Origin of the sequence: Bacillus capparidis (assembly GCF_017832095.1) — a bacterium.
Lineage (GTDB): Bacteria > Bacillota > Bacilli > Bacillales > Bacillaceae > Bacillus > Bacillus gobiensis.
Map to the genome: position 1 here is coordinate 1 of NZ_JAFDST010000009.1, position 24,728 is coordinate 24,728.

Consider the following 24,728-nt stretch of genomic DNA (forward strand, 5'->3'; position numbering starts at 1 on the left):
GTCACACCCGTTCCCATGCCGAACACGGAAGTTAAGCTCTTCAGCGCCGATGGTAGTTGGGGGATTCCCCCTGTGAGAGTAGGACGCCGCCAAGCACATGATAGAAAAAGGATCAGCTTATCCAAGCTGGTCTTTTTTTGTTTTCGGAAGCTTTTTTTAGCCAAAGACGGATATATTCCTACAATGGTCGGATATATTTTAACGCTTCAAGAAATATAATCCCTTCCCCCCTCAAGCTAACAGCAAATCGATTTCATATACTTGTTTTCTTAGGTTCTTTCGGAGCTGCAAAGTCTGGGTAACCTAAGTTGATAAATCTGATGACCTTCCCATTTTCAGAAGGACTGAAAAAATTCCTCTGCTTTTTAATTTCCAAAATAAATAAGTACAAAATTAAATATTGCCCCGTTCAAGCCTGAGAAAACAACGAAACTATGGGGGACAATGACTTTAATATCTGGGATTGGAGTACCTAATAAATCAGCAATGCATTAGGTTAAATACTTCTTATGGAACGTTCTATAAAAACTTATCTAAAAATAAGAAACTAAAATATAATAGACCTTACTTAATGTTTTACACAAATTAAAAGTGGAAATAATATAAAAGAACAAGCGAGAAAGTTGAAAAATTTCGTGAAACATTTTATAGTAAGATTAAAGTCAAATATAGTCAAAGTCAATGAAGGAGGGGGTTGAGTGGGAAATAATATATCTGACATTATTGAAAAGTATCTGAAGCAAGTGTTAGATACGAACGGCAAAGAGCTGTTGGAAATAAAGCGCAGTGAAATTGCAGATAAGTTTCAGTGCGTGCCTTCCCAGATCAACTATGTCATCAATACAAGATTTACGAGTGAAAGAGGGTACATTGTAGAGAGTAAGAGAGGCGGCGGCGGATACATCAGAATTTATAAAATTAAAGCAAGTGATGAAATCGAACTGCTTGATGCCATTATTTCTCAAATCAATTCCCATCTCTCCCAAGCGGCTTCTGACGGCATTATTATTCGATTGGTTGAAAATGGTGTCATAACTGAAAGAGAAGCGAAAATGATGGTGAGTGTAATGGATCGCTCGGTAATCTATATAGATTTACCTGTACGAGATGAATTGAGAGCCAGAATGATGAAAGCAATGCTCACCTCATTAAAATTCAAATAAAAGCAGGTGAAACAATTGATTTGTCAAGAATGTAAAAAAAGACCTGCCACTTTTCATTTTACTAAAGTACTTAATGGCGAGAAAAAGGAAATGCATATCTGTGAACAATGTGCAAAGGAAAGCAGCGAGTCATATGCTATGGATGGAAACGGGGGCTTCACCATTCACAATTTGTTGTCGGGGCTTCTAAATTTCGATTCAGCCATTTCAAGCACAAATCAAGTATTTAATCAACCTGACTCAGTTCACTGCAATAAGTGCCACATGACCATGCAGCAATTTAGAAAAACCGGCCGTTTTGGGTGTGCAGAATGCTATAAAACATTCCACTCCTACATTACCCCTATTCTCCGTAAGGTTCATGGCGGCAATACAGTTCACAGCGGTAAAATACCTAAACGAATCGGTGGAAACCTCCATTTACGAAGAGAATTAGAAACGTTGAAAAAAGAGTTAATCGATGCGATCCAACAAGAGGAATTTGAGGAAGCCGCAACGATTAGAGACCGTGTTCGTCTTCTTGAGCAACAATTATCTGAGAAGAGGGAGGAGGAATAGAACAAATGTCGTTAAAGCATTTTATTCAAAATGCCCTTAGCAATTGGATGAGCCAAAATGGTCCAGACAATGACATTGTGCTTAGCAGCCGGGTGCGCCTTGCCCGTAATCTTGAAAGCACCCGATATCCTTCTCAATTTTCAAATGAGGAAGCAAAACGCATTCTAGACCTATTTGAAAAACAGTTTACTGATCAGCATTTACAAGAGATAGGCAGGTTTCTCTTAGTAAAAATGGACGATGCCCAGCCGTTAGAAAAAAGGGTTCTCGTGGAAAAGCATCTGATCAGCCCGCATTTAACGGAGTCTCCGTTTGGCGGATGCCTCCTTTCTGAAAATGAAGAGGTTAGTGTCATGCTGAATGAAGAGGATCACATTCGAATCCAATGCCTATTCCCCGGCTTCCAGCTTGCAAATGCGTTGAATGCAGCCAACCTTGTCGATGATTGGATAGAAGAAAAGGTCGACTATGCGTTTTCTGAGCAAAGAGGATACTTGACCAGCTGTCCTACAAATGTAGGGACAGGGCTTAGGGCTTCAGTCATGATGCATTTGCCTGCACTTGTTCTAACTAGGCAAATCAATCGAATTATTCCTGCAATTAACCAATTGGGGCTTGTTGTTAGAGGAATTTATGGAGAAGGCAGCGAAGCTTTAGGTAATATCTTTCAAATTTCAAATCAAATTACTTTAGGGAAATCCGAGGAAGACATCGTTGAAGATCTGAAGAGTGTGGTTGCTCAACTTATTGAAGAAGAGAGATCGGCAAGAAATGCTCTTTATCAGACTTCAAAAATTCAATTGGAAGACAGAGTCTATCGGGCATATGGAGTGTTATCAAACTGCAGGATGATCGAGTCAAAAGAAACAGCCAGATGCCTTTCCGACGTGAGATTAGGTATAGACTTAGGTATAATAAATGGAATATCAAGCAGTATTTTAAATGAACTCATGATTTTAACACAGCCTGGTTTCTTGCAGCAGTATGCTGGAGGTGCATTGAAACCAGACGAGAGAGATATTCGGAGGGCGGCGTTAATCAGGGAACGCCTGAAGCTCGAAGCAAGCCCGAAACGACAGGAGGATGAATCAATATGATGTTTGGACGATTTACTGAACGTGCTCAAAAGGTTTTAGCTCTTGCACAGGAAGAAGCTCTTCGCCTTGGCCATAATAATATAGGAACAGAACATATCTTGCTCGGCCTTGTACGAGAAGGGGAAGGTATTGCAGCAAAAGCCTTGCAGGCATTAGGGCTTGGCTCTGAAAAAATTCAAAAAGAAGTAGAAGGATTAATCGGACGCGGACAAGAAATTTCGCAGACGATCCATTATACGCCGAGAGCAAAAAAGGTGATCGAGCTTTCAATGGATGAGGCGAGAAAGCTTGGCCATTCCTATGTTGGAACTGAGCATATTTTGCTTGGCCTCATCAGGGAAGGCGAGGGCGTGGCTGCCAGGGTATTAAATAATCTTGGTGTCAGCTTAAATAAAGCAAGGCAGCAGGTGCTTCAGCTGCTCGGCAGTAATGAAACCGGAACTGGCGGAGCTGGAACGAACAGCAATGCAAATACGCCTACTCTCGACAGCCTTGCCAGAGATTTGACGGCAATCGCCAGAGAAGACAGCCTGGATCCTGTGATAGGCCGCAGTAAAGAAATCCAGCGCGTGATCGAAGTGCTTAGCCGCAGAACGAAAAACAATCCTGTGTTAATAGGGGAGCCAGGGGTAGGTAAAACCGCAATCGCTGAAGGGTTAGCCCAGCAGATCATAAATAATGAAGTTCCGGAAATCCTTCGTGATAAACGAGTAATGACACTGGATATGGGAACGGTCGTTGCCGGAACTAAATACCGTGGTGAATTTGAAGACCGCTTAAAGAAAGTCATGGATGAAATTCGCCAGGCGGGCAACATCATTCTATTCATCGATGAGCTTCATACGTTAATCGGTGCTGGTGGAGCAGAAGGTGCCATTGATGCCTCAAATATTTTAAAACCGTCTCTTGCACGTGGTGAATTGCAATGTATCGGAGCGACTACACTGGATGAATATCGTAAATATATTGAAAAGGATGCGGCGCTCGAAAGACGTTTCCAGCCAATCCAAGTTGATGAGCCATCTGTGGAAGAAAGCATCTTAATTTTAAGAGGCCTTCGTGACCGCTATGAAGCTCACCATCGCGTATCAATAACTGATGATGCCATTGAAGCGGCGGTTAAGCTTTCTGACAGATATATTTCTGATCGTTTCCTTCCAGATAAAGCGATCGACTTAATTGATGAAGCAGGATCAAAAGTAAGACTGCGTTCATTTACGACTCCTCCGAACTTGAAGGAGCTTGAACAAAAGCTTGACGAGGTTCGCAAAGAAAAAGACGCAGCGGTTCAAAGCCAGGAATTTGAGAAAGCCGCTTCTCTCCGTGACACTGAACAGCGTCTGAGAGAACAGGTTGAAGAAACGAAGAAAAATTGGAAAGAAAAACAAGGCCAGGAAAATTCCGAAGTCGCTGTTGAGGACATCGCCCTTGTCGTCGCAAGTTGGACAGGAGTGCCTGTATCAAAAATTGCGCAAACAGAGACCGATAAATTATTAAATATGGAAAACCTTCTTCACTCTCGCGTTATTGGCCAGGACGAGGCCGTTACGGCGGTTGCAAAGGCCGTTAGACGGGCGAGGGCAGGCCTTAAGGACCCTAAACGTCCGATCGGTTCATTTATCTTCCTGGGGCCGACAGGGGTCGGAAAAACGGAGCTTGCAAGAGCACTTGCCGAATCAATTTTTGGCGATGAAGAAGCGATGATCCGCATTGATATGTCAGAGTACATGGAAAAACATTCGACTTCACGTCTGGTTGGCTCTCCTCCGGGATATGTCGGCTACGATGAAGGCGGACAGCTTACGGAAAAAGTAAGAAGAAAACCGTATTCCGTCGTACTTCTTGACGAAATTGAAAAAGCTCACCCTGATGTATTTAATATCTTGCTCCAAGTGCTTGAAGATGGAAGGCTGACTGATTCAAAAGGACGTACAGTCGATTTTCGCAATACCATCTTAATCATGACGTCAAACGTTGGAGCAAGCGAGCTAAAACGCAACAAATACGTTGGTTTCAATGTACAGGATGAAAACCGCGACTACAAAGATATGAAAGACAAAGTCATGGGAGAATTAAAACGGGCATTCCGTCCGGAGTTCATCAACCGGATTGATGAAATCATCGTCTTCCATTCGTTGGAGAAAAAGCATTTGAAAGAAATCGTGACTCTTATGTCAGAACAGCTTACGAGCCGCCTGAAAGAACAGGATCTTTCTATCGAATTAACGCCGGCTGCAATTGAAAAAGTGGCTGAAGAAGGCGTAGATCTTGAGTATGGCGCAAGGCCGCTTAGAAGAGCAATCCAAAGGCATGTTGAGGACCGCTTGTCTGAAGAGCTCCTAAGAGGGCAAATCGATAAAGGGCAGCATATCGTTTTGGACGTTCAAGATGGAGAGTTTGTCGTAAAAACAAAAGCACGTACGAATTAATATAGAAAGAGACAGAGGCATACAGTGTGAAAGTATGCCTCGCTTTCTTACTTATAGGCATTTGAACCTTCAAGAGAGAGGAAAAATTCAAGATGGCAAAAACAAAATCAAAAACGATCTTCCTATGCCAGTCCTGCGGCTATGAATCGCCGAAATGGATGGGGAAATGCCCCGGGTGCTCTGCTTGGAATACGATGGTGGAAGAAAAGATAAAAAAAGAGTCTCCCGGAAGAAGAACTGCTTTTGCCCATTCAAACCAAAAAGTTCAAAAACCATCCCCGATTACGAATATAGAAACTAGTGAAGAACCCCGTCTGCAAACCAATTTAGGAGAATTTAACCGAGTGCTGGGAAACGGTATTGTAAAAGGTTCACTCGTTCTTATAGGAGGGGATCCGGGTATTGGCAAATCCACGCTTCTGCTTCAAGTTTCAAATCAACTCTCGGATTTAAAGCAAAGCGTATTGTACATATCTGGAGAAGAATCTGTCCGGCAAACAAAGCTTCGCGCAGACAGGCTCGGAATAAATAACCCATTATTGCATGTTTTATCTGAAACCGATTTGGATTATATTACGTCTGCTATAGAAGAGATGAATCCTTCGTTTGTTGTTGTAGATTCTATACAAACTGTCTATCAAAGCGAAATCACTTCTGCGCCGGGAAGTGTTTCACAGGTAAGAGAGTGTACAGCAGAATTGATGAGAATTGCAAAAACGAAAGGCATCCCGATTTTTATTGTCGGCCATGTGACGAAAGAAGGGTCGATTGCCGGCCCAAGATTACTAGAGCATATGGTAGATACGGTTCTTTATTTTGAAGGTGAACGGCATCACACATTCCGAATATTACGTGCAGTGAAAAATCGCTTCGGTTCAACCAATGAAATGGGCATTTTTGAAATGAGAGAAGAAGGACTGACAGAAGTGTTAAATCCATCAGAAATTTTTCTGGAGGAACGGTCAGCTGGCGTGGCTGGATCCAGTGTCGTCGCCTCAATGGAAGGAACAAGGCCGGTATTGGTCGAAATTCAGGCGCTGATTTCTCCTACCAGCTTTGGAAATCCGCGCAGAATGGCAACGGGAATTGATCATAATCGAGTGTCTCTCCTCATGGCCGTGTTAGAAAAAAGAGTCGGGCTTCTGCTTCAAAATCAAGATGCATACTTAAAAGTAGCAGGAGGAATAAAACTGGATGAACCCGCCATTGATTTAGCCGTTGCTGTCAGTATCGCTTCCAGCTTTCGAGACATGCCGCCGGGCCCTGCCGATTGCTTTATTGGAGAGGTTGGACTGACAGGAGAGGTGAGAAGGGTGTCCAGAATTGAACAACGCGTGCAAGAGGCAGCCAAGCTTGGCTTTAAGCGAATGATTATACCTTCGGCTAATATGGAAGGCTGGACAAAGCCAGCTGGTGTGGATGTCATCGGTGTGGGGAACGTATCAGAAGCACTTCGTACATCTTTAGGGGGAACATGATAGATGGATAAAAAAACTCCAAAACTAAATTTACAAGAAATATTGCAGTTTGTCGCACCAGGAACGCCTTTGCGAACGGGTATTGAAAATGTACTGCGGGCGAATACCGGAGGCCTGATTGTCGTAGGGTATAACGATAAAATCAAAGGAGTAGTAGATGGAGGATTTCACATTAATTCCGCATTCTCTCCAGCTCATTTGTATGAACTGGCAAAGATGGATGGAGCGATCATATTAAGCGATTCAGGCCAGAAAATTCTTTATGCCAATACCCAACTCATGCCTGATGCGACGATCTCTTCTTCGGAAACCGGCATGAGGCATCGGACGGCGGAGCGGGTAGCAAAGCAAACTGGCGCTCTTGTCATAGCGATTTCCGAAAGGCGGAATGTTATTACTCTTTACCACGGAAACTTAAGGTATACATTAAAGGATATTGGATTTATTTTGACTAAAGCCAATCAAGCGATACAAACGCTTGAAAAATATAAATCGATACTTGATAAAGCAATTGCCAATCTCAGCGCTCTTGAGTTTGAAGAGCTGGTCACGTTCAAAGATATACTTTCTGTGCTGCATCACTATGAAATGGTGCTTAGAATCAAAAATGAGATTAATATGTACATTAGTGAGCTGGGAACAGAGGGGAATTTGATTAAACTTCAAGTAGGAGAACTAATTACGGATATGGAGCAGGAAGCAGCACTCTTCTTAAAGGATTATTCCAAGGAAGTTATTGATGATCCGTACGTTCTTTTAAAGCAGCTTCAAGATATGTCAAGCATCGAGCTGTTGGATGATACGGTTTTATATAAATTGCTGGGGTACACGTCCTCAATGAATTTAGAAGCTTTTATTTCGCCGAGAGGGTATAGGCTCCTTCATAAAATTCCGCGGCTGCCAATGTTGATTATTGAAAATACAGTTGATGAATTTGGCGATTTACAGCGGATCTTAGAAGCGGATGTGGAAGATCTTGATGAAGTGGAAGGAATTGGAGAAGTCAGGGCAAGAAAGATCAGCAAAGGCTTAAAGCGTCTGCAAGAGAAATATTATATTGATCGTCAGTTATAACGAAAAAGTTTCCTTTTGTCAGATTAGAAGGCCAAGTACATGGGTATAATAGTTGTACTTTTGCTATTACAAAATGGCTACAATTTAAAGGAGGTGAAGGTATGTTAAAGAGAATCATTCAAGCGTTTTTTATTATTCTTGGTGGCGTTGTCGGTATTTTCCTTATTCCAGGAATATTTAATTTAATCAACATTCAGGACATACCTTTAATAACAAATGTTTATTCATCAGCAGTTATAGGTGCAATTCTATTTTTCCTAATCAGTGTATGGTGTTTGGATTATATCGTCAATTGGATGAAGTGGATTGAGGAATCCCTTTTAAAAGCCCATGTTTCGGATTTATTATCTGGCGGACTAGGTTTAGTATTTGGACTCATAATTGCTTATCTTATTGTAAACGTTATCCCGCTGCGCTACATTCCATACCAGATATTCAGTATTATTATTCCAATTTTCCTGGCTTTTTTCTTAGGATATTTGGGCTTCCGAGTAGGGTTTAGAAAAAAAGAGGAGCTTACAAATCTTTTTACGCTTCCCAAATCAGGGAAAAAGAAATTACTGAATGAAGAGGAAGCTGAGGAAAAAAATAAAAGGCTGAAAATTTTAGACACAAGTGTTATTATTGATGGGAGAATTGCGGATATTTGCCAAACCGGGTTTCTCGAAGGCGTTATCGTTATTCCTCAGTTTGTTTTGGAAGAGCTTCAGCATATTGCTGATTCTTCAGATGTGTTGAAACGAAACAGAGGACGCAGAGGGCTTGATATTCTGAATCGAATTCAAAAAGAACTGGACATTAAAGTCGAGATCTATGAAGGAGATTTTGAAGATGTCCATGAAGTGGACAGCAAGCTTGTGAAACTTGCGAAGTTAACGTCCGGTGTGGTTGTGACAAATGATTTTAATTTAAATAAAGTATGCGAGCTTCAAAAAGTAGCCGTTTTGAATATTAATGACTTGGCTAATGCAGTGAAACCGGTTGTATTGCCAGGAGAAGAAATGAAGGTTCAAGTCATTAAAGACGGGAAAGAACACAATCAGGGAATCGCTTATCTGGATGACGGCACGATGATTGTTGTCGAAGAAGGACGCAATTACATTGGCAAGCATATTGATGTGCTCGTTACCAGTGTATTGCAAACGGCTGCGGGCCGCATGATATTTGCGAAGCCCAAGCTTTTGGAGAAGGCATTATAAGGGAGAAAAAAATGGATTTTGTCGTAGTAGTACCTGCTGCAGGGCAAGGAAAACGAATGAAAGCCGGCCGGAACAAGCAGTTTATCGATATCATGGGCAGTCCGGTCATTGCACACACGTTGAGAGTGTTTGACGAACATCCGAATTGCCGGCAAATCATTCTTGCCGTCAGCAAAGAGGATCGTCCATTGTTTCGGGAGGTTTTGGATAAAGAATTATTTTCCACCCCCATTCATATGGTTGATGGCGGTACTGAACGGCAGCAAAGTGTATATGAAGGGTTAAAAGCCGTTAATCATATCGACATGGTACTCATTCATGACGGGGCAAGACCTTTTATTACCCATACTCAAATCAATCGCCTGATCAAAGAGGCAGCCGGCTCAGGAGCTGCGGTCGTTGCTGTTCCTGTAAAGGATACGATAAAACGGGTAAAAGACCATACGGTGATAGAGACAATCGATCGAGCAAGCTTGTGGGCGGTGCAAACCCCGCAGGCTTTTCGTCTTTCCCTCATTAAGGAAGCCCACCGCCGTGCAGAAAAAGAAGGCTGGATCGCAACAGATGATGCAAGCCTGGCAGAAAAGATCGGAATAAAGGTTTCCGTCATAGAAGGAAGCTATACTAATATTAAATTGACTACACCAGATGATTTACTGGTAGCTAAAGCAATAATCGAAGCTGAAGGCGGGAATGTAAATGTTTAAAATTGGACAAGGTTTTGATGTTCATCAGATGGTGGAAAATCGGCCTTTGATTATCGGAGGAGTCACGATTCCTTATGAAAAAGGGCTTCTTGGGCACTCCGATGCTGATGTGCTCTTGCATACGATTGCTGATGCATGTCTCGGCGCTGTAGGGGAAGGAGATATCGGCAGGCACTTCCCCGACACAGATCCGGATTTTAAAGACGCAGATTCTTTCAAGCTTTTACAACACGTATGGGCTATTGTAAAAGAAAAGGGTTATATTCTGGGAAATCTTGATTGCACTATTATTGCGCAAAAACCGAAGATGGCACCATATATTCCGGCAATCAAAGAACGTATTGCCGAAGCGCTGGAAGCGGATCTAGAGCAGGTGAACGTAAAAGCAACGACAACGGAAAAGCTTGGATTTACCGGAAGAGAAGAAGGGATTGCTTCTCAGGCAGTCATTCTTTTGCAAAAAGGATAATCCTTGCCATTTTGAAGAGACTGTCGTTTGGTGGTAAACTAAAACAAGATGGAACGAAAGGAAGTCGACAAATGGGAAGCGAAGTAAGAGTCCGATATGCTCCAAGCCCGACAGGACATTTACATATCGGAAATGCGAGAACGGCATTATTTAATTATTTATTTGCACGCAGTCAAGGCGGAAAATTTATCATTCGCATTGAAGATACAGATCAAAAGCGAAATATCGCAGGCGGAGAAGAAAGCCAGCTGAATTATTTGAAATGGCTGGGAATCGATTGGGATGAGAGTATAGATATCGGCGGATCATACGGTCCGTACCGCCAGTCTGAAAGAAATGACATTTACAAAGAATATTACGAAGAGCTTTTAAATAGAAATTTGGCTTATAAATGCTACTGTACAGAAGAAGAGCTTGAAAAAGAGCGCGAAGAACAAATTGCCCGCGGCGAAATGCCCCGTTATTCAGGAAAGCATGCGAATCTGACACCTGAAGAACAGCAGCAGTTTGAAGCGGAAGGCAGAAAACCGAGCATCCGCTTCAGGGTTCCAAAGGGCGAGGTCATTCGTTTTGATGATATAGTGAAAAAAGATATTTCATTTGAGACAGATGGCATCGGCGATTTTGTCATTGTAAAAAAAGACGGCACGCCAACCTATAATTTTGCTGTGGCGGTTGATGACCACTTGATGAAGATTTCCCATGTGTTAAGGGGAGAAGACCACATCTCCAACACACCAAAGCAGATCATGATCTATCAAGCGTTTAATTGGGATGTCCCAACGTTTGGCCATATGACGTTAATTGTCAATCAAGACCGCAAAAAGTTAAGCAAGCGTGACGAGTCCATTATTCAGTTTATCGAACAATACGAAGAATTGGGCTATCTTCCTGAAGCGCTCTTTAATTTCATTAGTTTGCTTGGCTGGTCTCCTGTTGGGGAAGAAGAACTGTTTACTAAGGAGCAGCTGATTGAAATATTTGATGCTTCCCGTTTGTCAAAATCACCTGCAGTCTTCGATGCGCATAAATTAAAATGGGTTAATAATCAGTATTTGAAAAAGCTTGACCTCGATCAGTTGGTTGAGCTCACTCTTCCGCATCTGAAAAAAGCGGGCAAGGTTTCTGAAGCCCCTGATGAGGGTGAACTTGAATGGGTGAAAAAACTCATCTCACTATATCAAGAGCAATTGAGCTTCGGAGCTGAAATTGTTGAGTTAACAGAGTTGTTTTTCAAGAAAGAAATCGAGTATAATCTTGATGCGAGAACAGTATTGGAAGAAGAGCAAGTTCCCGAGGTTATGAATGTGTTTTCAGAAAAGCTGAAGCAGCTAGATGAATTCACTGCCGATCATATTAAGTCAGCAATCAAAGCAGTACAAAAAGAAACCGGACATAAAGGGAAAAAATTATTTATGCCGATCCGCGTAGCAACGACGGGTCAAACCCATGGTCCGGAATTGCCTCAAGCGATAGAGCTGTTGGGCATAGATACTGTGCTGCATCGCATAAGCAACATATAATCGAAAAGCGTTGAGAGGGAAAAGTACAAAACCAGGACCTTTGCAGAGAGAGCTTCCCCGGCTGAAAGAGGCTCAAGGCGCCCAGCTTTGGAATGCACCCTTAAGTTCTTTGAAGAAAGTCCATTGTTAAACTCAAGTATTCAGAGGCGGCTGATCCACCGTTAACAGGATGAGAGTTGGGAAGGCAGCAGTGCGGCTGCTTTCTAAACAGAGTGGAACCGCGTAATAAACGTCTCTGTCATTGACAGAGGCGTTTTTCTATTGATAAGAGCTTGATAAGGGAGAATGGGGGAACAAAGTGTTTTTAAAGCTTCTCAAAGAAGATATTGATGTCATATTCGAACAAGATCCAGCAGCCAGAAGCCGTATTGAAGTGATTTTGACTTATTCAGGATTGCATGCGATTTGGGCCCACAGGATCGCTCATGGCTTTTTTAAACGAAGAATGTTTTTTATTGCCCGCGTTATTTCTCAACTCAGCCGATTTTTTACCGGGGTTGAAATTCATCCCGGAGCGAAAATCGGGCGAAAGTTTTTTATCGATCATGGTATGGGTGTCGTCATCGGAGAAACTTGTGAAATCGGGAACAATGTAACGGTTTTTCAAGGTGTGACTCTTGGAGGCACTGGAAAAGAAAAAGGAAAAAGGCATCCCACTATCCAAGATGACACCCTCATCGCTACTGGAGCAAAGGTGCTAGGATCAATAACGATCGGCAAGGGTTCTAAAATCGGTGCAGGCTCTGTTGTATTGCACGATGTACCAGATTGTTCAACTGTAGTAGGCATTCCGGGCCGAGTTGTCAGGAGAAACGGAAAAAAAGTCGATAAGGATTTAAATCATCAAGATATAGGAGATCCTGTAGCAGACAAGTTCCGTGAGCTGGAAAAGCAAATTCAGGAATTGAAGGAAGAACTTCGCCGAATAGAAAGGGAAGAAGGAAAATGACAATCTATTTGTATAACACGTTATCCAGGCAAAAAGAAAAGTTTGTTCCCCTTGAAGAGGGCAAGGTCAAAATGTATGTTTGCGGTCCGACTGTTTATAATTATATTCATATAGGAAATGCGCGCCCTGCGATTGTGTACGATACTATCAGAAAGTATTTGGAGTACAAAGGGTATGATGTTCATTTCGTTTCAAATTTTACAGATGTGGACGATAAGCTCATCAAGGCTGCGAATACTTTAGGTGAAGACGTTCCGGCGATTGCAGAGCGGTTTATTAAGGCGTATTTTGACGATGTAGAAGCGCTTGGCTGCAAAAAAGCAAATGTGCATCCTCGCGTCACGGAAAACATGGATAATATTATCGATTTCATCCAAGCGTTGGTTGATAAAGGATATGCGTATGAAGCTAACGGAGACGTATATTACAAAACGAGATCATTCGATGGATACGGGAAGCTCTCACATCAATCGATCGACGAGCTGAGATCCGGAGCGAGAATTAAGGTTGGCGATAAAAAAGAAGACGCGCTTGATTTTGTGCTCTGGAAAGCTGCGAAAGAAGGCGAAATCTCATGGGAGAGCCCATGGGGAGAAGGGCGTCCCGGCTGGCATATTGAATGCTCGGCCATGGCGAGAAAATATTTAGGGGATACCATTGACATTCATGCCGGCGGCCAAGACTTAACCTTTCCGCATCACGAAAATGAGATTGCCCAATCTGAAGCGATGACAGGAAAGCAGTTTGCTAACTATTGGCTTCACAACGGATATATTAATATAGACAATGAAAAAATGTCCAAATCATTGGGGAATTTCATTCTTGTTCATGACATTATTAAAGAGCACGATCCGCAAATTTTGCGATTTTTCATGTTGTCGGTTCATTACAGACATCCGATTAACTACTCGCTTGACTTGTTGGAAAGCACAAAAAATGCTTTTGTAAGATTGAAAACCTCTTACGCAAATTTGCAGCACAGAAAGAACAGCAGCACAAACCTAACTTCAGACAATGAACACTGGATAGAAATCGCAAATCAGTTGAGAGCGGAATTTGAAGAAGCGATGGACGATGATTTCAATACGGCAAATGCTATATCCGTGCTGTTTGAGCTTGCGAAACAAGCCAATCTTTATTTAAACGAAAAACATACGAGCACAGAGGTTATTGATCATATGATTCGTCTTTTCGATGAGCAATCTAACGTCCTGGGTTTTTCTCTGAAAGAGAATGAAATTGTTGATGAAGAGATTGAAAAATTAATCCAAAAAAGAATTGAAGCCCGTAAAAACAGGGATTTTCAAACTTCTGATGAGATTCGTGACCACTTAAAAGAGTTAAATATCATTTTAGAAGATACTCCTCAGGGAACCAGATGGAAACGGGGAGATTAAGAATATGCTTGAATTGGAAGAAATAAAGGATTTCAAGCAGTTAAATGGTTTGGCGCTTGCTTATATAGGTGATGCCGTGTTTGAAATTTACGTCAGGCATCACCTGCTTAAGCTGGGAATCGTCAAGCCAAACGAGCTTCATAAACGCTCCAGTCAGCTCGTGTCGGCAAAATCCCAGGCAAGGATCCTGTTCAATCTTCAGGAGCAATCCTTTTTTACCGAAGAAGAAGAAGCAGTAATCAGAAGAGGAAGGAATGCCAAATCCGGTACGATTCCGAAAAACACCGATGTCCAAACCTACAGATACAGCACTGCTTTTGAAGCCGTCATAGGATATTTGTTTCTTGGAAAAAAAGAAAGCCGGCTGAACGAACTGGTGGGTGCGGCGCTAAGAATAAAAACGACGGGAGGGGAATCACAATGAGCACCCAGCATGATTATGTGATTGGTAAAAATGCAGTCATTGAAACGTTAAAATCCAATCGGACGCTATACAAGCTCTGGATGGCGGAGAATACAGGAAAAGGACAAGCGCAGCAGGTGATTGACCTGGCAAAAGATCAAGGAATCACTATCCAGTATGTCCCGAGAAAAAAACTGGATCAGATGGTTTCCGGCAATCATCAAGGAGTTATTGCCCAAGTGGCGGCTTACGATTATGCAAATGTTGACGATCTTTTTCGAAAAGCTGCGGAAAAAAATGAACAGCCGTTTTTTCTCGTATTGGATGAAATAGAAGACCCTCATAATTTGGGATCAATTATGCGGACTGCAGATGCAGCTGGAGCGCACGGAATTATTATACCGAAGCGCCGGTCTGTCGGCTTAACCACAACGGTGGCAAAAGCATCTACAGGCGCTATTGAGCATGTACCGGTAGCCAGGGTGACCAATCTTTCACGTACGATTGATGAATTAAAGGACAGCGGAGTATGGATCGTTGGCACAGATGCCGCAGGATTAGACGACTACCGCCAAATGGATGGGAATATGCCGTTAGCACTCGTAATCGGGAGCGAAGGAAAGGGAATGGGGCGTTTAATCAAAGAAAAGTGCGATTTCCTCGTCCGCCTGCCAATGGCCGGACATGTCAGTTCTTTGAATGCATCTGTTGCTGCTGCGCTTCTCATGTATGAAGTACTTCGGAAACGTCAGCCATTAGGGGAATAAAATAAAATGGATATCCTGCTGGTAGATGGGTACAACATGATTGGAGCCTGGCCTCAACTAAAAGATTTGAAAAAAAACCATTTCGAACAAGCCAGAGATGTGCTTATTGAAAAAATGGCAGAATACCAATCTTACACGGGCTACCGAGTGGTTATCGTATTTGACGCCCATCATGTAAAAGGCATTGAAAAGAAGCGCATGAAACATAAAGTAGAAATCATTTTTACCAAAGAAAACGAAACTGCGGATGAACGGATTGAGAAGCTGGCCTCGGTCCTTAATAACGTCAGGACCCAAATTCACGTGGCTACATCCGATTACACTGAGCAATGGGCGATATTCGGGCAGGGAGCTTTAAGAAAATCCGCCAGGGAACTGCTGAGAGAAATTGAAGCGATTGAAAAGAAAATTGGCAAACAGGTCAAGCAGATCACATCGGAAAAACCTTCAGGGAAAATCCGTTTATCCGAGGACGTTATGAAAACGTTTGAAAAATGGAGGCGGGGAGACCTTGATTAGGTTGACGCTGTTTTGTCTGCTACTGTATAATATTTCTATCTACGTGCGGTCGGGGGGATAGGAGTGAACTTACAAAACAACCAGCAGAAACTCAACAAAGAGCAATTTACCGTTTTAGAAGATGAGCAGATTGTTGAACAGGTTCATGCAGGAAACAGTGATGCGCTTGATTACCTCATTACGAAGTATCGCAATTTTGTAAGAGCGAAGGCCAGATCCTATTTTTTGATAGGAGCCGACAGGGAGGATATTGTGCAAGAAGGAATGATTGGCCTTTATAAATCCATCCGTGATTTCAAAGAAGACAAGCTTTCATCCTTTAAAGCATTTGCAGAGCTATGCATTACCCGCCAAATTATTACCGCTATTAAAACTGCTACTCGCCAGAAGCATATTCCCTTAAATTCTTATATTTCTTTGGACAAGCCGATTTACGACGAAGAATCGGATCGGACATTATTAGATGTCATTTCCGGAACGAAGGAACTCAACCCTGAAGAATTGATTATTAATCAAGAAGAGTTTCACGATATTGAACTGAAAATGGAAGAGCTCCTCAGTGATCTCGAAAGAAAGGTTTTAGCGCTGTACCTTGACGGCAGATCCTATCAGGAAATATCTGAAGATTTAAATCGTCACGTGAAATCGATTGACAATGCACTTCAACGGGTCAAAAGAAAACTTGAAAAATATCTTGAGCTGCGTGAAATCAGCCTATAGATGACAATGCTTTCAATTTTTGTGCCGTTTAGACGCCTGTTGACAAATTTTTTTAGATTATGGTATCTTACTTGAGAAATGAAAGATGAAAAAAAGGTGTAAACATGAGAAAACAAATAACGTTAGCTTGCAGCTTGTGCGGAAACAGAAATTATACCACGAAGAAAAGCTCCACAAATACTGCAGAGCGCCTTGAAGTTAAAAAATTTTGCAAAACTTGCAATTCACATACTAGTCATTTAGAAACAAAGTAATTCGGGCTTGTTTTTTATTCTGTGGAGGTCTCGTAATGATTAAATTTTTTAAAAGTGTAGGGAAAGAAATGAAGAAGGTTAGCTGGCCTAAAGGCAATGAGCTAACTCGTTACACCATTATTGTTATTGCAACTGTCATCTTCTTTACTATCTTTTTTGCTGTTTTAGATTTGGGAATTTCTCAGCTAATTCGTTTAATAGTTGAATAATTTTACGCAACTCGTGCTATAATAGAATTTAATATGACTGCCCAAAACCCGTTTGAGCGGGTTTTTTCATTGTTTCAAAATGATTGTGAGAATCGAGATGAAGCAAGAATAAATATATTGAAATCAAGGGGAGGGAAGGACGAACAGTCCTGATGAAATGGAAAAGAATTGGTATGTTGTGCACACGTACTCAGGGTATGAGAACAAAGTGAAAGCTAACCTTGAAAAGCGCGTTGAATCGATGGGAATGCAGGATAAGATTTTCCGTGTCGTTGTTCCGGAAGATGAAGAAACCGATTATAAAAACGGCAAGAAAAAAGTAGTGAAAAAGAAAGTGTTCCCCGGATATGTTTTGGTAGAGATTTTAATGACGGACGATTCATGGTACGTCGTTCGGAATACGCCCGGAGTAACAGGTTTCGTCGGATCTGCAGGATCAGGGTCAAAACCAACGGCTTTGCTTCCGGGAGAAGCGGATAGAATTCTAAAAAGAATGGGACTTGAAGAACGGAAAGTGGAAGTCGATTTTGAGCTGAAAGAAACAGTGAAAGTCATTGACGGACCATTTGCCAATTTCACAGGTAGCATTGAAGAAATTGATCATGATAAACATAAAGTGAAAGTTTACGTGAATATGTTTGGAAGAGAAACACCCGTTGAATTGGAATTCTCCCAAATTGATAAATTGTAATTGAAATTGGCTTGAAATAGCAAATGAAAAGTGGTAACATGTTTAGGTCAGTATGTCTTGGGGACAAAGACAATCTATAGTTACTATTTTCTCATTCATATAAAGAATGAACAGTTGAGTGGGAGGGTGCAATACTGAGACCCTATGACCACATCACGGACTTAAGGAGGTGTGTCTCGTGGCTAAAAAAGTAGTTAAAATTGTAAAATTGCAAATTCCTGCCGGAAAAGCAAATCCAGCTCCGCCAGTAGGACCAGCATTGGGTCAAGCAGGTGTAAACATCATGGGATTCTGTAAGGAGTTTAACGCTCGTACAGCTGACCAAGCTGGCTTAATTATTCCAGTTGAAATTTCGGTTTTTGAAGACCGTTCATTTACATTTATTACGAAAACTCCACCAGCAGCTGTATTGTTGAAAAAAGCGGCTGGAATTGAGTCTGGTTCAGGTGAACCGAACCGTAATAAAGTCGCTACATTGAATCGCGACAAAGTACGTGAAATCGCAGAAACAAAAATGCCTGATTTGAATGCGGCAGATGTTGAAGCGGCAATGCGTATGGTTGAAGGTACCGCCCGCAGCATGGGTATTGTGATCGAAGACTAATTTTTCTGGGTTGCGAATTTCGCAACCCTTATTCGTGGGAGGTTATTCCGCTAATACCACTAAGGAGGAAATAAAAATGGCTAAAAAAGGTAAGAAATACACAGAAGCTAGCAAGCTTGTTGACCGTACAAAAGCATATGGTGTGAACGAAGCGGTTGAGCTTGTGAAAAAAACAAATACAGCGAAGTTCGATGCAACAGTTGAAGTGGCATTTCGTCTGGGAGTTGACCCTCGGAAGAATGACCAGCAAATCCGCGGAGCAGTTGTTTTGCCAAACGGTACAGGTAAAACTCAGCGCGTTCTAGTTTTCGCTAAAGGAGAAAAAGCGAAAGAAGCTGAAGCTGCTGGTGCAGATTACGTTGGAGACGCTGAATTTGTTAACAAAATTCAACAAGGCTGGTTCGAATTCGATGTTATCGTTGCAACTCCTGACATGATGGGTGAAGTTGGTAAACTTGGCCGTGTGCTTGGACCAAAAGGTTTAATGCCTAACCCTAAAACAGGAACTGTTACATTTGAAGTTGAAAAAGCAGTAAAAGAAATTAAAGCAGGTAAAGTGGAATACCGTGTTGACAGACAAGGTAACGTACACGCGCCGATTGGAAAAGTATCTTTCGATGAAGCAAAACTTGCAGAAAATTTCACAACATTGTATGACACGCTGCTAAAAGCAAAACCAGCTGCAGCTAAAGGGATCTACATGAAAAACGTCGCCGTTACTTCTACAATGGGACCTGGCGTAAAAGTTGATCCGTCATCCTTCTCTGTAAAATAAGTATTGACTTATGATCTGCAGATTTGATATAATTCAAGTCGTTGTAAAATAGAATATTCATTTATACCGTAGACAGCAGGTGCCAATCCCGCGCTTAATTTCCTGCCGAGGTGTATATCTCACAGTTTTTACGTACATCGTATAATTGTATATACAGCCTCCATGCCTATGGAGGCTTTTTATATGAAATCCGATTTTAGTAAAGAAAGTGATCACCAGATCGGTATAAGTGTTGCACAAAAAGCACAGGAGGTGTAACAATGAGCAGCGTAATTGAAACAAAAAAAGTAATCGTTGATGAAATTGCAACGAAATTGCGTGAAAGCAAGTCAACGGTAGTTGTTGATTACCGCGGGCTAAATGTAGCGCAAGTAACTGAGCTTCGTAAACAGCTTCGTGAAGCAGGCGTTGAGTTCAAAGTGTACAAAAACACAATGACTCGCCGTGCAGTTGAACAGGCTGAACTTAACGGACTTAGCGAAGTATTGACTGGTCCAAACGCGATTGCTTTCAGCGCAGAAGACGTAATTGCCCCTGCAAAGGTGATCAACAATTTTGCGAAGGAAAACGACGCGTTGGAAATCAAAGCTGGCGTTATAGAAGGACAAGTTGCGACAGTGGAAGATGTGAAAGCACTAGCTGAACTTCCATCACGCGAAGGGCTTCTTTCTATGTTGCTTAGCGTTCTTCAAGCTCCAGTCCGCAATTTTGCTCTTGCAACTAAGGCTGTTGCAGAACAGAAAGAAGAACAAGGTGCTTAAAACAAACAGTATTTCAATAAAATAAATTAATATGGAGGAATTACAAATGGCTTTAAATATCGAAGAAATCATTGCTTCCGTAAAAGAAGCAAGTGTTCTTGAGTTAAATGAATTAGTAAAAGCAATCGAAGAAGAGTTTGGCGTAACTGCTGCTGCTCCTGTAGCTGTAGCTGGTGGAGCTGGCGGCGGAGATGCTGCTGCAGAACAAACTGAATTTGATCTAGTACTTGAAGGTGCTGGAGCTCAAAAAATCAAAGTAATCAAAGTTGTTCGCGAAATCACTGGTCTTGGCTTGAAAGAAGCGAAAGAACTAGTTGACAACACTCCAAAACCACTTAAAGAAGGTATTGCTAAAGAAGAAGCAGAAGAACTTAAAGCTAAGCTTGAAGAAGTTGGCGCTTCTGTAGAAGTTAAGTAATTTTTGCTTAACCTTCCCTTGAGAAAGCCCGCTTTTGAATAAGCGGGCTTTCTCTGATATGTATATAAAGCAGGGCATCAGCATTAAGACACGGTAGGAGGTTAACTCGTGAGTGACCACTATTATTCGGAAAAACCTGCAGTGAAAAGTGATAGAAAAAAATGGACGTACACATTGAGAAATCATCCATTCACATTTGTCAGTGACAGCGGTGTGTTTTCAAAAAAAGAAGTAGACTTTGGCTCCAGGTTGTTAGTAGACACCTTCACCGAACCTAAAGTGAGTGGAGATATTTTAGATCTCGGGTGTGGCTACGGACCGATTGGATTATCAATTGCCTCTGATTACAAAGATCGAACCGTTCATATGGTGGATATTAATGAAAGAGCTGTAGAGCTTTCCGTTGAAAATGCAGCAATCAACCAAATCACCAATACGAAAATTTATCAAAGCGATTTATTTTCGAATGTGAATCCTGTTCATTCATTTGCTTCTATAGTAACCAATCCCCCAATACGCGCCGGAAAAAAAGTTGTACATGAAATCTTTGAAAAAAGTGCGGATTATTTGCTTGACTCAGGTGAGCTTTGGGTCGTCATCCAAAAAAAACAAGGTGCAGCATCGGCGTTAAAAAAATTAGAATCACTCTTTCAAAATGTATCCGTGATAGAAAAAAAGAAAGGATACTTTATTATCCAGGCGAAATAGTTTGACTCGTAATTTAGGCTATGTTAATATTATAAAATGCCAATGTATACAGTTCGTTTGGAAATTTTTATGTATATATTGCGTTTTTATGGAAAAACTAATAAAATCGGAATTTTGTTTCAGGATTGTGGTTTTCTCAGGAAGAAACCCTTTTTTGTTTTGTCTTGTAAAAGGATCTCAATTAATGAGATGCTTCTACACATATATTACGTATGATTTGAGGGGTGAATCAGTTGACAGGTCAACTTGTTCAGTATGGACGACACCGCCAACGCAGAAGCTATGCACGTATTAGCGAAGTGTTAGAATTACCAAATCTCATTGAAATTCAAACCTCTTCTTATCAGTGGTTTCTTGATGAGGGACTTAGAGAGATGTTTCAAGACATATCGCCAATTGAGGATTTCACTGGCAACCTCTCTTTAGAGTTCATTGATTACAGTTTGGGAGATCCGAAGTATCCTGTGGAAGAATCAAAAGAACGTGATGTGACGTACTCTGCGCCGCTTCGAGTGAAGGTTCGATTGATTAATAAAGAAACAGGTGAAGTAAAAGACCAGGATGTCTTTATGGGTGATTTTCCTATCATGACCGACACAGGTACATTTATTATTAATGGTGCTGAACGTGTCATTGTATCCCAGCTTGTACGGTCTCCAAGTGTATATTTTAGTGGTAAAGTAGACAAAAACGGTAAAAGAGGATTTACTGCGACTGTCATTCCAAACCGTGGCGCATGGTTAGAATACGAAACTGATGCGAAAGATGTGGTGTATGTCCGTATTGATCGTACTCGTAAGTTGCCAGTTACGGTTCTTTTGCGTGCACTTGGTTTCGGAACAGATCAAGAAATCACCGACTTGATTGGTGAAAACGAGTTTTTACGCAATACACTAGATAAAGATAATACAGAAACGACAGAAAAAGCGCTTCTTGAAATCTATGAGCGCCTTCGTCCTGGAGAACCGCCAACAGTGGATAATGCGAAGAGTTTGCTTGACTCTAGATTCTTCGATCCGAAAAGATACGACCTTGCGAGCGTTGGACGCTACAAGATTAATAAGAAGCTTCATATCAAAAACCGTTTGTTCAATCAGAGAGTAGCTGAGACGCTAGTTGATCCTGAAACAGGAGAAATTTTAGCGGAAAAAGGCAGCATTTTAGATAGAAGAGCTCTTGATAAAGTATTGCCGTATCTCGAAAACGGTATTGGCTTCAAAAAGCTTCACCCGAATGGCGGAGTGGTGGAAGACGATGTACTGCTTCAGTCAATTAAAATTTATTCTCCTGCTGATAAAGACGGGGAGCAAACTATAAATGTAATCGGAAATGCGTTTATTGAAGAGGGTGTTAAAAACATAACGCCGTCAGATATTATTTCTTCAATCAGCTATTTCTTTAACCTGCTTCATGGTGTAGGGGACACTGATGACATCGACCATCTTGGTAACCGTCGCCTTCGTTCCGTTGGCGAATTGCTGCAAAACCAATTCCGCATTGGACTCAGCAGGATGGAACGCGTCGTTCGTGAAAGAATGTCGATTCAGGATACGAATACCATTACACCACAGCAGTTGATAAACATACGACCTGTGATTGCATCGATTAAAGAGTTCTTCGGAAGCTCTCAGCTTTCACAGTTCATGGACCAAACAAATCCGTTAGCGGAATTGACACATAAACGCCGCTTGTCTGCCCTTGGGCCAGGAGGCTTAACTCGTGAGCGCGCCGGCATGGAAGTGCGCGACGTTCACTATTCCCATTACGGCCGTATGTGCCCGATCGAAACACCTGAGGGTCCGAACATCGGCTTGATTAACTCACTTTCCTCTTTTGCGAAAGTCAATCGTTTTGGGTTTATCGAAACCCCTTATCGCCGCGTTGATCCGGAAACAGGGAAAGTCACGCCTAGAATTGATTATCTGACAGCAGACGAAGAGGACAACTATGTAGTTGCCCAAGCAAATGCACGCTTAGGCGATGACGGATCATTTATTGATGACCAAATTGTTGCCAGGTTCCGCGGGGAAAATACCGTTGTTCCAAAAGACCGTGTCGATTACATGGATGTATCGCCTAAGCAGGTAGTTTCTGCAGCGACAGCATGTATCCCATTCTTAGAAAACGATGACTCAAACCGTGCGTTAATGGGAGCAAACATGCAACGGCAGGCTGTCCCTCTTATGAATCCTGAAGCCCCTATTGTTGGTACCGGTATGGAGTATGTATCCGGCAAAGACTCAGGATCAGCCGTTATTTGCCGCTATCCTGGTGTCGTTGAACGTGTGGAAGCCAAAAATGTGTGGGTTCGCCGTTACGAAGAAGTAGACGGTCAAAAGATAAAAGGCAACCTTGATAAATACAGCATGTTAAAGTTTATTCGCTCAAACCAAGGTACGTGCTACAACCAACGCCCGATTGTCAGTGTGGGTGATGAAGTCGTAAAGGGTGAAATTCTTGCCGACGGTCCATCTATGGAATTAGGTGAGCTTGCTCTCGGAAGAAACGTCATGGTCGGATTTATGACTTGGGACGGATATAACTACGAGGATGCCATTATTATGAGCGAACGTCTCGTTAAGGATGATGTCTATACTTCAATCCATATTGAAGAATACGAGTCAGAAGCCCGTGATACCAAGCTCGGACCGGAAGAAATCACACGCGATATACCAAATGTCGGAGAGGATGCGCTGCGCAATCTCGATGAACGAGGTATTATCCGTGTTGGCGCCGAAGTAAAAGACGGCGATCTATTGGTCGGTAAAGTAACGCCAAAAGGGGTTACTGAGCTTACAGCAGAAGAACGCCTCCTGCACGCCATCTTTGGTGAAAAAGCCCGTGAAGTCAGAGATACGTCTCTTCGTGTACCTCATGGAGGAGAAGGTATTATTCTTGATGTCAAAGTCTTTAATCGTGAAGATGGAGATGAACTGCCTCCAGGCGTTAACCAGCTGGTCAGAGTTTACATTGTTCAGAAGCGTAAGATTTCTGAAGGAGATAAAATGGCCGGACGTCACGGAAACAAAGGGGTTATTTCTAAAATTCTTCCTGAAGAAGATATGCCTTATTTGCCGGACGGAACGCCGATTGATATCATGTTAAACCCACTTGGAGTGCCTTCCCGTATGAATATCGGGCAAGTGCTTGAACTTCACATCGGTATGGCTGCACGCAGCCTCGGACTTCATGTCGCATCACCTGTTTTTGATGGCGCTCGTGAAGAAGATGTATGGGAAACTCTCGAAGAAGCTGGAATGGCAAGAGATGCAAAAACAGTCTTGTACGACGGACGTACCGGAGAGCCATTTGACAGCCGGGTATCTGTTGGAATTATGTACATGATTAAGCTTGCGCACATGGTTGATGATAAGCTTCATGCCCGTTCAACCGGACCTTACTCTCTTGTTACGCAGCAGCCTCTTGGCGGTAAAGCGCAATTCGGCGGACAGCGGTTTGGAGAAATGGAAGTATGGGCCCTTGAAGCATACGGTGCAGCCTATACCCTTCAAGAGATCTTAACCGTGAAATCCGATGACGTTGTCGGACGTGTAAAAACATATGAAGCGATTGTGAAAGGCGACAATGTTCCGGAGCCGGGTGTTCCAGAGTCATTTAAAGTATTAATTAAAGAGCTTCAAAGCTTGGGTATGGATGTGAAGATTCTTTCCGGCGATGAAGAAGAAATAGAGATGAGAGACCTGGAAGATGATGAGGAAGCAAAGCAAGCTGAGGACTTGGTTCTGACGAACGATGACCCTGCTGAAGAATTTGCTCCCGCTGATCTAGAACGTGGTGTTGTGACGAAAGAATAAGCAGCTGACAATTTTTTCAGCAAGTGAAATGGGTATAACCC

25 protein-coding genes, 1 rRNA gene and 2 other annotated features are annotated in these 24,728 nt (G+C 42.2%); all 26 genes read left to right on the forward strand.

Going from position 1 to position 24,728, the window contains the following annotated elements; translation table 11 throughout:
* Positions 1-95: ribosomal RNA gene (gene rrf / locus JOC74_RS22195) — 5S ribosomal RNA — on the forward strand; the annotation flags it as partial.
* A 603-nt stretch (positions 96-698) separates the two neighbouring features.
* Entirely contained in the window at positions 699-1,163 is a 465-nt protein-coding gene (locus JOC74_RS22200; RefSeq protein ID WP_053605141.1) for a CtsR family transcriptional regulator, read from the forward strand.
* Positions 1,164-1,178: 15 nt separating this feature from the next.
* Positions 1,179-1,721, forward strand: a complete 543-nt coding sequence (mcsA, locus tag JOC74_RS22205) for a protein-arginine kinase activator protein McsA (protein WP_053605142.1) — start codon at positions 1,179-1,181, stop codon at positions 1,719-1,721.
* Between the two features lie 5 nt (positions 1,722-1,726).
* Positions 1,727-2,818 carry a protein-arginine kinase McsB gene (gene mcsB / locus JOC74_RS22210; protein ID WP_053605143.1) on the forward strand — a complete coding sequence of 364 codons (1,092 nt, stop codon included), beginning with the start codon at positions 1,727-1,729 and terminating at the stop codon, positions 2,816-2,818.
* On the forward strand, positions 2,815-5,247 hold the full coding sequence (gene clpC / locus JOC74_RS22215) for an ATP-dependent protease ATP-binding subunit ClpC (protein ID WP_053605144.1): 2,433 nt from the start codon (positions 2,815-2,817) through the stop codon (positions 5,245-5,247). Before mcsB ends, clpC begins: the two co-directional genes overlap by 4 nt.
* Positions 5,248-5,339: 92 nt before the next feature.
* The gene (radA, locus tag JOC74_RS22220) at positions 5,340-6,725 is read left to right on the forward strand and encodes a DNA repair protein RadA (protein ID WP_053605145.1); all 1,386 of its coding nucleotides are present in this window, start codon (positions 5,340-5,342) and stop codon (positions 6,723-6,725) included.
* A 3-nt stretch (positions 6,726-6,728) separates the two neighbouring features.
* Entirely contained in the window at positions 6,729-7,799 is a 1,071-nt protein-coding gene (disA, locus tag JOC74_RS22225; protein ID WP_053605146.1) for a DNA integrity scanning diadenylate cyclase DisA, read from the forward strand.
* Between the two features lie 101 nt (positions 7,800-7,900).
* Entirely contained in the window at positions 7,901-8,998 is a 1,098-nt protein-coding gene (locus JOC74_RS22230) for a PIN/TRAM domain-containing protein (protein ID WP_053605147.1), read from the forward strand.
* Between the two features lie 11 nt (positions 8,999-9,009).
* On the forward strand, positions 9,010-9,705 hold the full coding sequence (gene ispD / locus JOC74_RS22235; protein ID WP_053605148.1) for a 2-C-methyl-D-erythritol 4-phosphate cytidylyltransferase: 696 nt from the start codon (positions 9,010-9,012) through the stop codon (positions 9,703-9,705).
* Complete coding sequence (gene ispF / locus JOC74_RS22240; protein WP_053605149.1) at positions 9,698-10,174, forward strand: 2-C-methyl-D-erythritol 2,4-cyclodiphosphate synthase; 477 nt, start codon at positions 9,698-9,700, stop codon at positions 10,172-10,174. Before ispD ends, ispF begins: the two co-directional genes overlap by 8 nt.
* 71 nt (positions 10,175-10,245) lie before the next feature.
* Entirely contained in the window at positions 10,246-11,697 is a 1,452-nt protein-coding gene (gltX, locus tag JOC74_RS22245) for a glutamate--tRNA ligase (protein ID WP_053605150.1), read from the forward strand.
* A gap of 1 nt (position 11,698) precedes the next feature.
* Positions 11,699-11,937: a binding site (T-box leader), on the forward strand.
* Between the two features lie 58 nt (positions 11,938-11,995).
* The gene (gene cysE, locus JOC74_RS22250) at positions 11,996-12,646 is read left to right on the forward strand and encodes a serine O-acetyltransferase (RefSeq protein ID WP_053605151.1); all 651 of its coding nucleotides are present in this window, start codon (positions 11,996-11,998) and stop codon (positions 12,644-12,646) included.
* Complete coding sequence (gene cysS / locus JOC74_RS22255; RefSeq protein ID WP_053605152.1) at positions 12,643-14,043, forward strand: cysteine--tRNA ligase; 1,401 nt, start codon at positions 12,643-12,645, stop codon at positions 14,041-14,043. The genes cysE and cysS overlap by 4 nt, the downstream gene beginning before the upstream one ends.
* Positions 14,044-14,047: 4 nt before the next feature.
* A complete protein-coding gene (locus JOC74_RS22260; RefSeq protein ID WP_053605153.1) occupies positions 14,048-14,467 on the forward strand; it encodes a Mini-ribonuclease 3 in 420 nt (139 codons plus the stop codon).
* Positions 14,464-15,213: a 23S rRNA (guanosine(2251)-2'-O)-methyltransferase RlmB gene (gene rlmB / locus JOC74_RS22265; RefSeq protein WP_053605154.1), complete on the forward strand. Its 750-nt coding sequence runs from the start codon at positions 14,464-14,466 to the stop codon at positions 15,211-15,213. The genes JOC74_RS22260 and rlmB overlap by 4 nt, the downstream gene beginning before the upstream one ends.
* A gap of 6 nt (positions 15,214-15,219) precedes the next feature.
* Positions 15,220-15,732 (forward strand): ribosome-dependent mRNA decay endonuclease Rae1/YacP, encoded by a 513-nt coding sequence (rae1, locus tag JOC74_RS22270; RefSeq protein WP_053605155.1) that lies wholly within the window; start codon positions 15,220-15,222, stop codon positions 15,730-15,732.
* Positions 15,733-15,795: 63 nt separating this feature from the next.
* A complete protein-coding gene (gene sigH, locus JOC74_RS22275; protein ID WP_053605156.1) occupies positions 15,796-16,452 on the forward strand; it encodes an RNA polymerase sporulation sigma factor SigH in 657 nt (218 codons plus the stop codon).
* Between the two features lie 104 nt (positions 16,453-16,556).
* Complete coding sequence (gene rpmG, locus JOC74_RS22280; protein ID WP_082364185.1) at positions 16,557-16,706, forward strand: 50S ribosomal protein L33; 150 nt, start codon at positions 16,557-16,559, stop codon at positions 16,704-16,706.
* 35 nt (positions 16,707-16,741) lie between these two features.
* A complete protein-coding gene (gene secE / locus JOC74_RS22285; protein WP_053605157.1) occupies positions 16,742-16,915 on the forward strand; it encodes a preprotein translocase subunit SecE in 174 nt (57 codons plus the stop codon).
* Between the two features lie 157 nt (positions 16,916-17,072).
* Positions 17,073-17,606, forward strand: coding sequence for a transcription termination/antitermination protein NusG (nusG, locus tag JOC74_RS22290; RefSeq protein WP_053605158.1), 534 nt, complete (start codon positions 17,073-17,075; stop codon positions 17,604-17,606).
* Between the two features lie 178 nt (positions 17,607-17,784).
* The gene (gene rplK / locus JOC74_RS22295) at positions 17,785-18,210 is read left to right on the forward strand and encodes a 50S ribosomal protein L11 (protein WP_053605159.1); all 426 of its coding nucleotides are present in this window, start codon (positions 17,785-17,787) and stop codon (positions 18,208-18,210) included.
* Between the two features lie 76 nt (positions 18,211-18,286).
* Positions 18,287-18,985 (forward strand): 50S ribosomal protein L1, encoded by a 699-nt coding sequence (gene rplA, locus JOC74_RS22300; RefSeq protein ID WP_053605160.1) that lies wholly within the window; start codon positions 18,287-18,289, stop codon positions 18,983-18,985.
* Between the two features lie 48 nt (positions 18,986-19,033).
* Positions 19,034-19,176 (forward strand) — a sequence feature (ribosomal protein L10 leader region).
* A gap of 69 nt (positions 19,177-19,245) precedes the next feature.
* Positions 19,246-19,746, forward strand: a complete 501-nt coding sequence (gene rplJ / locus JOC74_RS22305) for a 50S ribosomal protein L10 (protein ID WP_053605161.1) — start codon at positions 19,246-19,248, stop codon at positions 19,744-19,746.
* A gap of 46 nt (positions 19,747-19,792) precedes the next feature.
* Positions 19,793-20,164, forward strand: coding sequence for a 50S ribosomal protein L7/L12 (gene rplL / locus JOC74_RS22310; RefSeq protein ID WP_053605162.1), 372 nt, complete (start codon positions 19,793-19,795; stop codon positions 20,162-20,164).
* A gap of 108 nt (positions 20,165-20,272) precedes the next feature.
* Positions 20,273-20,872, forward strand: coding sequence for a class I SAM-dependent methyltransferase (locus tag JOC74_RS22315; RefSeq protein WP_053605163.1), 600 nt, complete (start codon positions 20,273-20,275; stop codon positions 20,870-20,872).
* Positions 20,873-21,105: 233 nt separating this feature from the next.
* Positions 21,106-24,687 carry a DNA-directed RNA polymerase subunit beta gene (gene rpoB, locus JOC74_RS22320; protein WP_211086328.1) on the forward strand — a complete coding sequence of 1,194 codons (3,582 nt, stop codon included), beginning with the start codon at positions 21,106-21,108 and terminating at the stop codon, positions 24,685-24,687.
* Positions 24,688-24,728: the final 41 nt, after the last annotated feature.